Source organism: Stenotrophomonas aracearum, assembly GCF_031834615.1.
In the GTDB taxonomy this organism is placed as follows: domain Bacteria; phylum Pseudomonadota; class Gammaproteobacteria; order Xanthomonadales; family Xanthomonadaceae; genus Stenotrophomonas; species Stenotrophomonas aracearum.
Genome location: NZ_CP115543.1, coordinates 3,660,889 through 3,674,119, shown reverse-complemented (window position 1 = coordinate 3,674,119; position 13,231 = coordinate 3,660,889). Strand labels below are relative to the sequence as shown.

The 13,231-nt window shown below is 68.3% G+C and carries 12 protein-coding genes; 7 read left to right on the top strand and 5 right to left on the bottom strand.

The features are described from left to right. Positions 1-315 precede the first annotated feature (315 nt). Genes mdoH through hemC form a run of 5 tightly spaced genes read left to right on the top strand, consistent with a single transcriptional unit; the run spans position 316 to position 5,662 of the window. Complete coding sequence (mdoH, locus tag PDM28_RS16550; RefSeq protein WP_070207473.1) at positions 316-2,220, top strand: glucans biosynthesis glucosyltransferase MdoH; 1,905 nt, start codon at positions 316-318, stop codon at positions 2,218-2,220. A 52-nt stretch (positions 2,221-2,272) separates the two neighbouring features. Continuing rightward, positions 2,273-2,947 carry an alpha/beta hydrolase gene (locus tag PDM28_RS16545; protein ID WP_311182876.1) on the top strand — a complete coding sequence of 225 codons (675 nt, stop codon included), beginning with the start codon at positions 2,273-2,275 and terminating at the stop codon, positions 2,945-2,947. A 3-nt stretch (positions 2,948-2,950) separates the two neighbouring features. Next, positions 2,951-3,997: a sensor histidine kinase gene (locus PDM28_RS16540; protein ID WP_311182875.1), complete on the top strand. Its 1,047-nt coding sequence runs from the start codon at positions 2,951-2,953 to the stop codon at positions 3,995-3,997. 10 nt (positions 3,998-4,007) lie between these two features. Then, a complete protein-coding gene (locus tag PDM28_RS16535) occupies positions 4,008-4,736 on the top strand; it encodes a LytR/AlgR family response regulator transcription factor (RefSeq protein WP_102945940.1) in 729 nt (242 codons plus the stop codon). 14 nt (positions 4,737-4,750) lie between these two features. Continuing rightward, the gene (hemC, locus tag PDM28_RS16530; protein ID WP_102945939.1) at positions 4,751-5,662 is read left to right on the top strand and encodes a hydroxymethylbilane synthase; all 912 of its coding nucleotides are present in this window, start codon (positions 4,751-4,753) and stop codon (positions 5,660-5,662) included. Between the two features lie 4 nt (positions 5,663-5,666). Here hemC and PDM28_RS16525 read toward each other — a convergent pair whose 3' ends face one another. After that, positions 5,667-6,446: a DUF481 domain-containing protein gene (locus PDM28_RS16525; RefSeq protein WP_102945938.1), complete on the bottom strand. Its 780-nt coding sequence runs from the start codon at positions 6,444-6,446 to the stop codon at positions 5,667-5,669. A 115-nt stretch (positions 6,447-6,561) separates the two neighbouring features. Further along, the gene (locus PDM28_RS16520) at positions 6,562-7,176 is read right to left on the bottom strand and encodes a hypothetical protein (RefSeq protein WP_311184720.1); all 615 of its coding nucleotides are present in this window, start codon (positions 7,174-7,176) and stop codon (positions 6,562-6,564) included. A gap of 94 nt (positions 7,177-7,270) precedes the next feature. On the opposite strand from PDM28_RS16520, the gene PDM28_RS16515 reads away from it, so the two are divergent. Next, complete coding sequence (locus PDM28_RS16515; RefSeq protein ID WP_070208709.1) at positions 7,271-8,236, top strand: helix-turn-helix transcriptional regulator; 966 nt, start codon at positions 7,271-7,273, stop codon at positions 8,234-8,236. 84 nt (positions 8,237-8,320) lie between these two features. Then, on the top strand, positions 8,321-9,115 hold the full coding sequence (locus PDM28_RS16510) for a MetQ/NlpA family ABC transporter substrate-binding protein (RefSeq protein WP_311182874.1): 795 nt from the start codon (positions 8,321-8,323) through the stop codon (positions 9,113-9,115). Positions 9,116-9,212: 97 nt separating this feature from the next. Here the strand turns inward: PDM28_RS16510 and glpK are convergent, their stop codons facing one another. The 3 genes from glpK to PDM28_RS16495 all read right to left on the bottom strand — a co-directional run bounded on the left by glpK (position 9,213) and on the right by PDM28_RS16495 (position 13,049). Continuing rightward, positions 9,213-10,712 carry a glycerol kinase GlpK gene (gene glpK / locus PDM28_RS16505; RefSeq protein ID WP_311182873.1) on the bottom strand — a complete coding sequence of 500 codons (1,500 nt, stop codon included), beginning with the start codon at positions 10,710-10,712 and terminating at the stop codon, positions 9,213-9,215. A 50-nt stretch (positions 10,713-10,762) separates the two neighbouring features. Beyond that, entirely contained in the window at positions 10,763-12,292 is a 1,530-nt protein-coding gene (gene glpD / locus PDM28_RS16500; RefSeq protein ID WP_311182872.1) for a glycerol-3-phosphate dehydrogenase, read from the bottom strand. 124 nt (positions 12,293-12,416) lie between these two features. Beyond that, positions 12,417-13,049 carry an OmpW/AlkL family protein gene (locus PDM28_RS16495; RefSeq protein WP_102945934.1) on the bottom strand — a complete coding sequence of 211 codons (633 nt, stop codon included), beginning with the start codon at positions 13,047-13,049 and terminating at the stop codon, positions 12,417-12,419. Positions 13,050-13,231 lie beyond the last annotated feature (182 nt).

Sequence of the window (13,231 nt, the reverse complement as noted above, 5' to 3'; positions counted from 1 at the left end):
GGACGACCGGGTCCCGCCGCCACCGCCAAGGCTGCCTGAGCCGGCTGGCGTCGCGCCCCCGATCTGCCTGAATAGGCAAAGCCTTGTGCCGCAAGGGCTGCAGCGCGTCGCCGCGATCTACCCGGTTTCCACCCCCTCCACTTTGCTGAATGGGGGGAATCAACGGAAAGGCCCTTCGCGCGCGGCTTACATTTGCCCCCCTATGCTGGGCCGCATTTTTCGCCTCAGCGCCGTTGGAGAGTACGTGGTTTCCGCCAGTCACAGACATCAGCCCGCCGCCGCCCACGGCCGCGCGGGCGCGCAGGATAGCCACGCATGAGTGTGCAGGACGTCAATACCGCCCTTGATGCGGGGCGGTCCGTGCTGCCTGCCGAAACGCCGCTGGGCATGCCCGAACAGAGCTTCGTCGACGGACGCCTGCAGGTAGCGCGCCAGCGCACGGCGCCGCGCATGATCGCCCTGCGTCGCTTCTACATCTTCGGCGGCACCGCCGCGATGACCGTCGCGGCCACCGCGATGATGTGGAAGGTGCTGGCGGTCAATGGCATCACCGTGCTGGAAGGCTGCCTGCTGGTGCTGTTCGTGGCGTTGTTCGCCTGGATCGCGCTGTCGTTCGCCGGTGCGTTGGCCGGCTTCCTCACCGCCGTGTTCGACCGCGGCTACAAGCTGGGCATCGACCCCGACGAGCCGCTGCCGCAGGTGCATACCCGCACCGCGCTGCTGATGCCGACCTACAACGAAGACCCGCGCCGTCTGCTGGCCGGGCTGCAGGCCATCTACGAGTCGGTGGCCAGCACCGGGCAGCTGGAGCAGTTCGACTTCTACGTGCTCAGCGACACCCGTCGCGAGGACATCGGCGCGGCCGAAGAAGAAGCCTTCGCCGAACTGTGCGCGGCCGTGGGCGGGCACGAACGCCTGTTCTATCGCCGTCGCGGCAGCAACAGCGGGCGCAAGGCCGGCAACATCGCCGACTGGGTGCGCCGCTTCGGCGCCGGCTATCCGCAGATGCTGATCCTGGACGCGGACAGCCTGATGACCGGCGACACCATCGTGCGCCTGGTCGCGGGCATGGAGCACAACCCCGACGTGGGCCTGATCCAGACCCTGCCGGCGGTGATCGGCGGGCGCACCCTGTTCGCACGCATGCAGCAGTTCGGCGGGCGCGTGTACGGCCCGGTGATCGGCCGCGGCGTGGCGTGGTGGCACGGCGCGGAGAGCAACTACTGGGGCCACAACGCGGTGATCCGCACCGAGGCCTTCGCCGAAAACGCGGGCCTGCCGCCGCTGCCGGGCCGGCAGCCATTCGGTGGGCACGTGCTCAGCCATGATTTCGTCGAGGCGGCGCTGATGCGTCGCGGCGGCTGGGCCACCCACATGGTGCCCTACCTCAAGGGCAGCTATGAAGAAGGTCCGCCGACCCTGACCGACATGCTGGTGCGCGACCGCCGCTGGTGCCAGGGCAACCTGCAGCACGCCAAGGTGGTGGGTTCGCGCGGCCTGCACTGGGTCAGTCGGATGCACATGATGATCGGCATCGGGCATTACTTCACCGCGCCGATGTGGGCGATGCTGATGCTGATCGGCATTGCCATTCCGCTGTTCCAGGGCGGCATCGACTTCAGCGAAGTGCTGCATCTCTCCCCCGGCGTCTACTGGCGCCAGCAGGACGAAACCCAGGTGATCCGCATGTTCGCGATCACCATGGCGGTGCTGCTGCTGCCCAAGGTGCTGGGCTACTTCGCCATGCTGCTGGACCCGGCCGAACGCCGGGGCTGCGGCGGCGGTATCCGCGCGTTCGTGTCGATGCTGCTGGAAACCGTGCTGGCCGCGCTGATGGCGCCGGTGGTGATGTACGTGCAGTCGCGTGGCGTGGCCGAAGTGCTGGCCGGCAAGGATTCGGGCTGGGACGCGCAGCAGCGCGACGATGGCGGCATTTCCTGGCCAGCGCTGATCAAGGGCTACGGCGGCTTGAGCGTGTTCGGTCTGTTCATGGGCGTACTGGCCTATGCGGTGTCGCCGTCGCTGGCCGCCTGGATGGCGCCGGTGGTGGTGGGCATGGTGCTGGCGATCCCGGTGGTTGCGCTGACCTCCGACCGTCGTGCCGGCCAGCTGCTGCACCGCCTGCGGCTGATGGAAATCCCCGAAGAGACCAGCCCGCCGACCATCCTGGTACGCGCTGCGGAACTGCGCCGCGCGGCGGCCGAACGCGCCGGACACTGATCCGGCGCTCCGCGTGCCCCATAATGCGGCCAGAACGTTCTGGAGCCGCTTGATGTCGCACACGCTGGAAACCGTAGTCAACGAAACCGCCGCCAACCCGCAATGGGCCGTGATCTGGCTGCATGGCCTGGGCGCCGATGGCCACGACTTCGCGCCGATCGTGCCCGAGCTGCTGCGCCCGGACTGGCCGGCGATCCGCTTCGTGTTTCCGCATGCGCCGGTGCAGCCGATCACCATCAACAACGGCGTGCCGATGCGCGCGTGGTACGACATCGTCAGCATGGACTTCGCTTCGCGCGCCGATGCGGCCGGGGTGACCGCGTCGGTGCAGGCGCTGGATGCGTTGGTGGACGCTGAGATCGCGCGTGGCATCCCGGCCGAGCGCATCCTGCTGGCCGGTTTCTCGCAGGGCGGGGCGGTGATCCTGAGCGCGGCACTGCGCTGGACACGGCCCATCGCCGGGCTGATCGCGCTGTCCACCTATCTGCCGGATCCGAAGGCCGCCGCCGATGCACGCGTGGCGGACGGCATCCGTCCGCCGGTGTTCATGGCGCACGGCGCGCATGACCCGGTCATCCCGCAGGGCATCGCGGTGGAGAGCGCCGGCATGTTGAAGAGCCTGGGCTTCCCGATGGAATGGCATTCCTACCCGATGGCCCACCAGGTCTGCGCCGAGGAAATCCACGCGCTGGGCGACTGGCTGGACGCACGCTTCCGCGCGGCCTGAGCCATGAACGACCCGCGCCAGCAGCCGTGGTTGCCGGAGCTGTGCCGCCTGCCGCGGCTGGGCGCGATGCTCGGCCTGGCCGAGCTGGTCGTGGTGGTGGTGGCGCTGGCGCCGGACGGCACCCGGCAGTGGAGCGTGCCTGACTTCCTGTCGGCCAGTGCGCTGTCGCTGTGGCTGGCGCTGGCGGTCACGGTCAGCCTGTGCGCCGCGCGCACGCCGTTGTCGCGATTGCCGGAAGCGCTGGGTGCGGTAGTGGCCGTGGCGATGACGGCGCTGATCGCAGCGGTGTGCACCGGCATCGTGCACGCCCTCTTTGCGGCGCTCGGCGCGACCGGCTTCGCCGGCGACGTGGGCTTCTGGCGGTTCACCCTGGGCTGCGCGACGGTCACCGCGTTGATCGTGGCGCTGGCACTGCGCTACTTCTACGTCAGCGACCGCTGGAGCGCGCAGACCGTCGCCAATGCGCGCGCGCAGGCCGACGCACTGCAGGCGCGGATCCGCCCGCACTTCCTGTTCAACAGCATGAACCTCATCGCCAGCCTGGTCCGGCGCGACCCGGAAGTGGCCGAGCGCGCGGTGCTCGATCTCTCCGACCTGTTCCGTGCCGCGCTGGGTGCGGGCGAGGGCGATTCCACGCTGCAGGCCGAGTGCGAGCTGGCCGAGGCCTACCTGTCGATCGAATCGCTGCGCCTGGGTGATCGGCTGCAGGTGGAATGGCAGCGTGGAGACGCGTTGCCGCTGACCCTGCCGATGCCACGCCTGGTCCTGCAGCCGTTGGTGGAGAACGCGGTGCTGCATGGCATTTCGCGCCTGCCTGACGGCGGCAGGATCGTCATTTCATTGGCCTGCGAAGGCAACCTGCTGCATCTCCAGGTGCGCAATCCGGCGCCCGATCCCGAAGCGCGTGCGCTGCCGCTGATGCAGGGCGCCGGCCATGCACAGCGCAACATCGCGCACCGCCTGGCCTGGCGCTTCGGCCCGGCCGCGCGGATGACGGGGGCATGGGCCGACGGCTACTATGCCTGCGACATCTTCGTGCCCGTCCAGTGAGGAAGCCTGCGTGAGAGTGGTCATCGCCGACGACGAACCGCTTGCGCGCGAGCGCCTGCGCAGCCTGCTGGCGGAGCAGCCCGGCGTCGAGGTCGTGGCCGAAGCCGAGAACGGCGAGCAGGCCCTGCATGCGTGCGCCGAGCTGCAGCCGGACCTGGTGCTGCTGGACATCGCCATGCCCGGTTTGGACGGGCTGGAGGCGGCGCGCCACCTGGCCACGTTCGAGCCGCGCCCGGCGGTGGTCTTCTGCACCGCCTACGACGCGCATGCGCTGTCGGCGTTCGAGGCGGCGGCGATCGACTACCTGATGAAACCGGTGCGCAGCGAGCGCCTGGCGGCTGCACTCGAGCGCGCCCGCATGTTCCTGGCCGGCCGCAACGGCCAGCCCGCCGCAGCCAGCCAGCAGGCGCGCACCCTGTTGTGCGCGCGCCTGCGTGGCAGCCTGCGGCTGATCCCGGTCGAGGACATCCATTACCTGCAGGCCGAGGAAAAGTACGTGGTGGTCCACCACGCACGTGGCGAAGACCTCATCGAAGAATCGCTGAAGTCGCTGGAAGAGGAATTCGCCAGCCGCTTCGTGCGCATCCACCGCAACTGCCTGGTGGCCCGCCACGAGCTGGTGGAGCTGCGACGCAATGGCGCAGGCCAGGTCCAGGCGGTGCTGCGCCATGGCAAGGCACCGCTGGAAGTCAGCCGCCGCTGCGTGGCCAGCCTGAAGCAGGATCTGAAGCATCTGTAGGCGATAATGCCCGCATGGATACCCTGCGCATCGCCACCCGAAAGAGCCCGCTTGCCCTCTGGCAGAGCGAACACGTTGCCGACCGCCTGCGCCAGGTGCATCCCGGGCTGGAGGTGGTGCTGGTACCGATGAGCACGCGCGGCGATGAAGTGCTGGACCGCTCGCTGGCGGCCATTGGCGGCAAGGGCCTGTTCCTCAAGGAGCTGGAGCTGGCCATGCTGCGCGGTGAAGCGGACTGCGCGGTGCATTCGCTCAAGGACGTGCCGATGGAGCTGGATGCGCCGTTCGCGTTGCCGGCGATGCTGGCCCGGCACGATCCTGCCGACGGTTTCATTTCCAATCTCTACGCGTCGCTGGATGCGCTGCCGATCGGCGCGCGGGTGGGCACCTCCTCGTTGCGCCGCCAAGCCCAGCTGCGCGCGCTGCGCCCGGACCTGGACCTGCAGGACCTGCGCGGCAACGTCAACACGCGCCTGGCCAAGCTGGACAACGGTGGCTACGACGCCATCGTACTGGCCGTGGCCGGACTGGAGCGATTGGGCCTGGGCCATCGGATCGTGGCGCGACTCAACGCACCCGAATGGCTGCCGGCACCGGCGCAGGGCGCGGTCACCGTGGAATGCAACGGCGACGATGCCAGGGTCATGGCCCTGTTCGCGGCGCTGGACGATGCACGCACGCGCGCCTGCGTGGAAGCCGAGCGCGCGATGAACCGCGCACTGCATGGCAGCTGCCATGTACCGGTCGCCGGTTACGCGCAGTGGGAAGGGGAGAACCTGTTCCTGCAGGGCCTGGTCGGCGGGGTCGCCGATGGCCGCCTGGTCCGCGCCGAAGCGCGCGGCCCGGCTGCCAACCCGGATGCGCTCGGAAAGGCCGTGGCGCAGGGGTTGCTGGAGGGGGGCGCCGGCGAGCTGCTCGCCGGCTGAGACCTTACTTGAACTTGTAGACCACGTTCATCGTGGTGAGCGTGTCGGTCTTGCGCTTGTCTTCGGCGACGTCGCTGTTGTAACGGGCCTGCCAGGCGGCCTTGAGCGCCAGGTGCTCGTTCATGCTCACCGAGACGCCGAAGTCGTTCTGGCCGAAGGTGTTGTAGGAGCCCGATTCGACCAGCAGGGTGTTGATCAGGTCGGTGTTGGGGGTCAGCGAGTACTTCACGTCGAACAGGCCGCGGCCGATCAGGCCGGTGCGGGTCTCATCGTCTTCGGTGTTGTGGGTACGGCGCACACCGGGGCCGATCTGCGCGTCCATGTAGAAGCGGTCGCGGTCCATCAGCCGGGTGCCGTAACCCAGGCCGAACGAGCTCTGGCGGTCGTAGGTGGCGAAGTCGTCGCGTTCGTAACGCACCGTGGCGGTGATCTGGCGGTGTTCGCCCAGCTGCAGCGCGCTGCCGGCGCTGCCGGTGTAACGGTTGGCGGTGGTGTTGCTGCGCTTGGTGACCGTGCCGTCCACATCGTTCGTTTCGGTGTATTCCGAACGCGAACGCAGGCCGAACAGGTCCATGCTGTGCACCCAGTCGTCATCGGTGTAGCGCAGGCGCAGGCGGCCGTTGGCGCTTTCGGTGTTGCTGTTGCCGCGTGCCGAGGCGAAGCCGAGTTCGCCGCCGCTTCCGCTCCAGGGCGAGGTCATCGCGGCCAGGTCGGTGGTGTCCTGCGCGAAGGCCGCGGGGGCACTGAGCAGCAGGGAAGCAAACAACGTCACGCGCAAGGACATCAACGGTTCTCCGGATCAGGCGGGGAAGGAGCAACGCGTGATGATACTTGATGCCTTCACGCGGTTTTTCCTTTCCAGACCCGTGCTTTAGGCGACGTTCGGACTTTTCCCCTGTTCAGGGGAGGTCGATGCGCAGCGTGTCGTCATTGAAGCGGCTGTAATCCACCGTGGCCTTGAACGCCTGGCTCTGGGTCTCGCCTTGCCGTTCGATCCGCAGCGGCAGGCCCTGCGCGCCGATCCAGTACAGCAGGCCATCGGGCGCGGCACGGGCGTGGCGTACGCGGTAGCGGCGCGCGGTCTCGCCGCCGACGCGGTCATCGCCCAGGTCCTCGACCGCCAGGTCGGCAGCTACCGCATCGGCCGGTAGCGGGCTGCGCCACTGTGCCAGCAGACCCGGCGGCACCGGGACCTGGCGGACTTCGCCGGCGCGCTGCAGGAAGAAGGTGTCGCCGATGATCGTCTGCACACCCTCGTCGGTCTGCAGCCGGTAACGGTCCGGGGCCACGAAGTCCATCGTCGCCTCCAGCGTGCGGGGCCCCTGCATGTGCAGGGTGGCGTGGAAGCTGCGCAGCTGGCCGAACCGCTGGCTCGCGGCCAGCACCGCCTGGGCCGGGTCGGTGGCCGCGGGCACCGACGGCGCATTGACGGGGGCCGGAGCGGTAGGCGTGGGCGACTGTCCGCAGGCAGAGAGCAGCAGGGACAGCACGGCAACAGCGGGCAGCAGGCGCAGGGTCATGGGTGGGGACGGTGGGCGAGGGGGTTCACGATAGCGGAAGTTCGGGCCGGGGCCGCCACAACGGCGGCGACTCGGACATAATCGGGTCATGGACCGATATGAACGCATCAACGCCCTGCATCGTCTGCTGAAGTCCGCCCGCTATCCGGTCACGGTGGCGACCCTGCAGGAAAAGCTGGCGTGTTCACGCGCCACCGTCTACCGCGACCTGGCCTTCCTGCGCGACGCGCTGATGGCCCCGGTCGAGGGCGATGGCGAGGCCGGTTTCCGCTACCAGGACGACGAGAGCGCCCGCTTCGAGCTGCCCGGGTTGTGGCTCAGCTCCGAAGAGCTGCACGCGCTGCTGGCCTCCCAGCACCTGCTGGCGCGCACCGGCGGCGGCGTGCTGTCGTCGGTGCTGGCACCGCTGCAGCAGCGCATCGAGGGCCTGCTGGCCGCGCAGGCCGGCGTGTCCAGCTGGCCGGTGGACCGGGTCCGGGTGATTCCGCACCGGGGCCGCAAGTTCGACGAAGCCAGCTTCCGTGCGGTGGCCTCGGCGGTGCTGGAGCGCAAGCAGCTGGCGTTCGAGTACCGGGCGCGTTCCACCGACGAGGCGACCAAGCGCACGGTCTCGCCGCAGCGCATGACCCACTACCGCGACAACTGGTACCTGGACGCCTGGGACCACGGCCGCGAAGGCCTGCGCAGCTTTGCGGTGGACCGCATCTACAAGGCCCGCGTGGTCGACACCAGCGCCCGCGACGTCGACGACAGCGAGTTGGACGAGCAGCTTGGCGCCAGTTACGGGATCTTCTCGGGCCCGCCCAAGGGCTGGGCGACCATCGTGTTCAGCGCCAAGGCCGCGCGCTGGGTGGCTGACGAGCATTGGCATTCGAAGCAGCAGGGGCGCTTCCTGGCCGATGGCCGCTACGAGCTCAAGGTGCCCTACAGCGTCTCGCGCGAGCTGCTGATGGACGTGCTGCACTATGGGTCGGACGCGGAAATCATCGAGCCGGCCATGCTGCGCGAGCAGGCCAAGGCGCTGTTGGAGCTGGCGCTTACGAATTATCGGTGAGGCTTCAGCCACGCAGGGCGTGGCTCTACCCCTTGTCGCTGCGGTATGGTTGGGGGCTACTGCATCCCCCCGGATTCGACCGCCATGAAAAAGTACCTGTTGCTCCCATTGCTGGCTGCTTCGCTGGCCCTGGCCGCCTGCGGCAAGCCCGCTGCCGACTCCAGCAAGCTGGTGGTCGCCGCCACGGCGGTGCCGCATGCCGAGATCCTGGCGGTGGTCAAGCCGATCCTGCAGAAGGAAGGCCTGGAGCTGGACGTGAAGGTCTTCAACGACTACGTACAGCCCAATGACCAGCTGGTGCAGAAGCAGGTCGACGTGAACTACTTCCAGACCGAACCCTACCTGGATGCATACAACCGCGACCGCAAGACCGACCTGACCAAGGTCATCGGCGTGCATATCGAACCGTTCGGCGCCTATTCGCGCCGGTTCAAGTCGCTGGCCGACCTGCCGGTCGGGGCCGACGTGGTGATTCCCAACGACCCGAGCAACAACAGCCGCGCGCTGATCCTGCTGCACAAGGCCGGCGCGATCACGCTGAAGGACCCCAGCAATGCGCTGGCGACCCAGCGCGACATCATCGCCAATCCGAAGCAGCTCAAGTTCCGTGAGCTGGATTCGGCCATGCTGCCGCGCGTGCTCGACCAGGTCGACCTGGCCCTGATCAACACCAACTACGCGCTCGATGCCGGGCTCAACCCGACCCAGGACGCGCTGGCGATCGAAAGCAAGGACTCGCCGTACGTGAACTTCCTGGTCGCGCGCCCGGACAACAAGGACGACCCGCGCGTCCAGCAGTTGGCCAAGGCCCTGACCAGCCCAGAAGTCAAAGCGTTCATTGCAGAGAAGTACAAGGGTGCAGTCCTCCCAGCCTTCTGATGGGGCTACCGCAATCCAACCGGAGCACGTAGCGGTGAGGTAGAGCCACGCCCTGCGTGGCTGGCCGCGCAAAGCGCGGCAACGACCGAAGTCGCCATCACCCCACCCGGAACCCCATCGTCGCTTCCACCGCCTGCTGCCAGCCGGCATACAGCGCCTCGCGCTGGTCGGCCGGCATATGCGGGGTGAAGCGGCGGTCCACCGCCCACTGCTCGGCGATCTCCGCGCGACTGCGCCAGAACCCGGTGGCCAACCCGGCCAGGTACGCGGCGCCCAGCGCGGTGGTTTCGGCCACCTGCGGGCGCAGCACCGGCACACCGAGCAGGTCGCTCTGGAACTGGGCCATGAAGTCGTTGGCGATCGCGCCGCCGTCGGCACGCAGTTCGCTCAGGTCGATCCCGGCGTCGGCCTGCATTGCGGCAAGCACGTCGCGGGTCTGGTAGGCCATTGATTCCACCGCCGCGCGGATGAAGTGCTCCTTCGTGGTGCCGCGGCTCAGGCCGAACACCGCGCCGCGCACGTCGCTGCGCCAATAGGGTGCACCCAGGCCGACGAAGGCCGGCACCATGTACACGCCGCCATTGTCCGGCGCCCGTTCGGCATAGGCCTGGCAGTCGCTCGACTTGCCGAACATGCGCAGCCCGTCGCGCAGCCACTGCACCACCGAGCCGGCCACGAAGATCGAGCCTTCCAGCGCGTACTCGACGCGGCCGTCGATGCCCCAGGCAATCGTGGTGAGCAGGCCGTTGCGCGAATCCACCGGACGCGTGCCGGTGTGCATCAGCATGAAGCAGCCGGTGCCATAGGTGTTCTTGACCATGCCCGGTTCGAAGCAGGCCTGGCCGAACAGCGCGGCCTGCTGGTCGCCGGCGATCCCGGCAATGGGAATGTGCTGGTCGAAGAAGAACTGCGCCTGGGTGGTGCCGTAGACCTCGCTGGAGCTGCGCACCTCGGGCAGCATCGCGCGCGGGATGTCCAGCAGCGCCAGCAACTGGTCGTCCCACGCCAGGGTGTGGATGTTGAACAGCAGCGTGCGGGCGGCGTTGCTGTAGTCGGTGACATGGGCGGCGCCGCCGGTGAGGTTCCAGACCAGCCAGCTGTCGATCGTGCCGAACAGCAGTTCGCCGCGCTCGGCGCGCGCCTGCGCGCCGTCGACATGGTCGAGGATCCAGCGGATCTTGGTCGCGGAAAAATAGGCGTCCACCAGCAACCCGGTGCGCGCGTGGACCAGCGGTTCGTGGCCTTCCTCTTTCAGCCGCTCGCAGATGGCCTGGCTCTGCCGCGACTGCCAGACCACCGCGTTGTGGATCGGCTGGCCGGTGGCCTTGTCCCAGACCACGGTGGTTTCGCGCTGGTTGGTGATGCCGATCGCCGCGATCTGGCGCGGGTCGACCTGTTCGCGGTTGAGCAGTTCGGTCAGCGTGGTGTAGACGCTGGTGAGGATCTCGCGCGGATCGTGTTCGACCCAGCCCGGTTGCGGGAAATGCTGGGCGAACTCGCGCTGGGCCACCCCGACCATGCGTCCGGCGCGGTCGAACAGCATCGCGCGTGAACTGGTGGTGCCCTGGTCGATGGCGAGTACGTAGTGCTTGTCCATGGGGTGGCCTTGGTGAACCTTCGGCAGGATAACCGCGGAGCCGGGTGGGGTCAGGCGGGTGTGGCGGGCATTCCGGGGAGCCGGCCGGCGGCCGGCACTATGCGGCTGGCAAGGTACGTGGCCACTGACTGCTGCTGCCCTGGGTCGAGGCGCAGGCCGAAATGCGTGCGTCGCCACAACAGGTCCTCGGGTTCGCGGACCCACTCGTGCTCCACCAGGTAATCCACTTCGCGTGCATACAGTCCGGCGCCGAAATGCGGGCCCAGCTCCGAAACGGTCTGCGCGTCGCCCAGCACTGCGCGCACGCGCGTGCCGTGGCGGCGAGCCATGTCGTGCAGCAGCGGCTCCGGCAAGTGCGGGTAGGCCGCCAGCAGCGCCGGCAGCAGCGTGTCCAGCGTGCCGCCGTCGCCGCCGGGCAAGGGCGGTCCGCTCGCAGTCCACGCCGCTTCGCTGCGGCCGAGTGCGGTTGCCAGCTGGTCGACGGCCTCTTCGGCCAGGGTCCGGCAGGTGGTGAGCTTGCCGCCGAGCACGCTCAGCATCAGCGCCTGCTGGTGGTCCAGGTGCAGGCGATAGTCGCGGGTGACCCGGGCAGCATCATGGTGGTGGTCGGCCAGCAGCGGACGCACCCCGCTGAATTGCCACACCACGTGTTCGGGGTGGACGGGCGTGCGCAGCCACTGGTTCACCGACGCGCACAGGTAGAGCACTTCGGCCGGCGAGATGCGGACCCGGGCCGGGTCGCCTTCATGGTCCACATCGGTGGTCCCGATCAGGCTGTAGTCCTGGTCGAAGGGAATCACGAACACCACGCGATGGTCCGGTTGCTGCAGCAGGTAGGCGCTGTCGTGCGGATACAGGCGCGGCACGACGATATGGCTGCCCTGCACCAGGCGCAGGCCGATCGGTGCGTCCATGCCGGCGCGCTCCAGCAGGTTGCCGGCCCAGGGGCCGGTGGCATTGACCACCGCGCGCACGCGCATGCGCTGCACCGTGCCGTCGGCCTGGCGCAGCACCGCCAGCCAGTGGTCGCGGTGGCGGATCAGCTGTTCGCAGCGGGTGCGCACCTGGATCTCCGCACCACGCTCGCGCGCGTCCATGGCCGTGGCGATGACCAGCCGCGCGTCGTCCACGCGCGCGTCGGCATAGCTGAAGGCCGTGCGCCAGCGCGGTTGCAGCACCGCGCCGCGCGGGTCACGACCCAGGTCCACCCGCTGCGTGCGTGGAAATGCCGGACCGGTGTCGGCCAGGTGGTCGTACAGCCAGAGCCCGGCGCGCAGCATCCACGCCGGCCGCAGGTGGCGTGCATGTGGCAGCACGAAGTCGGTAGGCGTGACCAGGTGCGGCGCCAGCCGCTGCAGCACGCTGCGTTCCCGCAGTGCCTTGCGTACGAGCGCGAACTGGCCGAACTGAAGGTAGCGCAGTCCGCCATGGATCAGCTTGGTGCTGGCGCTGGAGGTGTGCGCGGCCAGGTCATCCTGTTCGCACAGGGTGACCGACCAGCCGCGACCGGCGGCGTCGCGGGCAATGGAGACCCCATTGATGCCGCCGCCTACGACCAGGACATCCCGGATATCGTCCATTGACCCCCCCTCTGTGCGTCTGCCGAGTATCGAGACGCAGGCGACAAGGTCGGATGAAACGGCACGGGCCAGAAACGACAACGGGCCCCCGAAGGGGCCCGTTGCAGGGGCGTTGCGGTGTCGCTTAGAAGCGCGCGCCGATACCAAAGCCCACGGTCCACGGGTCCAGCTTGGCCTCGTCGCCGGTGCCGTTGCCGTTCACGGTCAGCTCCGGGCGCGAATGCATGTAGCGGGCGTCGGCACGGGCGAACCAGGTGCTGTTGATGTTCATGTCCACGCCGACGGTGCCGATGGCGCCCTTGGCGGTTTCCAGGCCGATGTGGCCGACGTCGCTGGCCAGCTTCTCGTTGCTGAAGTTCGACTCGTAGTAACCCACGCCCACGAACGGGCGGAACACGTTGTCGGCCTGGCCGAAGTGGTACTGGCCGCTCAGTGCGATCGGCTGTTGTTCGACGGTGCCCAGCTTGGCATTGTTGGCGCCACGCACGCGGTGGTCGAACTTGTCGGCCGCGCCCCACAGCTCCACGGCCCAGTTGTCGTTGATGTAGTAGCTGAAGCTCAGCGTCGGTGCCGGGCCGCCGTCGACCTTGTCGATGCCTTCCAGCGGATCGTTCTTCGGCTGCAGCAGCGCCACGCCGCCAACAACGGCGAAATGCTTGCCCGACGCGGTGTCGGTGGCGGTGTCCTGCGCGAACGCGGCAGGTGCGAAGGCAAGGGCAGTCAGGGTAGCCAGGGTCAGGGTGCGGATGGAGCGCATGGGGGAATCTCCTCAGGGTATTTTTTTGTTCTGGGCCCCGATGCGTTGGGGCGAGGCAAACGTAGTCCCCGCAACATGAATCGAATCCGACGCACGTTAAATTTTGGTTTGTTCCGTTCAGGCGGCAGCGCAGAAACACAGTGCTGGCGCGCGATGATGCGGTGCACGACATTCATCGATCT

Excerpts from the sequence above, each read along its gene's own strand:
- mdoH (WP_070207473.1), top strand. The coding sequence starts at position 316 with ATGAGTGTGCAGGACGTCAATACCGCCCTTGATGCGGGGCGGTCCGTG.
- PDM28_RS16545 (WP_311182876.1), top strand. The coding sequence starts at position 2,273 with ATGTCGCACACGCTGGAAACCGTAGTCAACGAAACCGCCGCCAACCCG.
- PDM28_RS16540 (WP_311182875.1), top strand. The coding sequence starts at position 2,951 with ATGAACGACCCGCGCCAGCAGCCGTGGTTGCCGGAGCTGTGCCGCCTG.
- hemC (WP_102945939.1), top strand. The coding sequence starts at position 4,751 with ATGGATACCCTGCGCATCGCCACCCGAAAGAGCCCGCTTGCCCTCTGG.
- PDM28_RS16525 (WP_102945938.1), bottom strand. The coding sequence starts at position 6,446 with ATGTCCTTGCGCGTGACGTTGTTTGCTTCCCTGCTGCTCAGTGCCCCC.
- PDM28_RS16515 (WP_070208709.1), top strand. The coding sequence starts at position 7,271 with ATGGACCGATATGAACGCATCAACGCCCTGCATCGTCTGCTGAAGTCC.
- PDM28_RS16510 (WP_311182874.1), top strand. The coding sequence starts at position 8,321 with ATGAAAAAGTACCTGTTGCTCCCATTGCTGGCTGCTTCGCTGGCCCTG.
- glpK (WP_311182873.1), bottom strand. The coding sequence starts at position 10,712 with ATGGACAAGCACTACGTACTCGCCATCGACCAGGGCACCACCAGTTCA.
- glpD (WP_311182872.1), bottom strand. The coding sequence starts at position 12,292 with ATGGACGATATCCGGGATGTCCTGGTCGTAGGCGGCGGCATCAATGGG.
- PDM28_RS16495 (WP_102945934.1), bottom strand. The coding sequence starts at position 13,049 with ATGCGCTCCATCCGCACCCTGACCCTGGCTACCCTGACTGCCCTTGCC.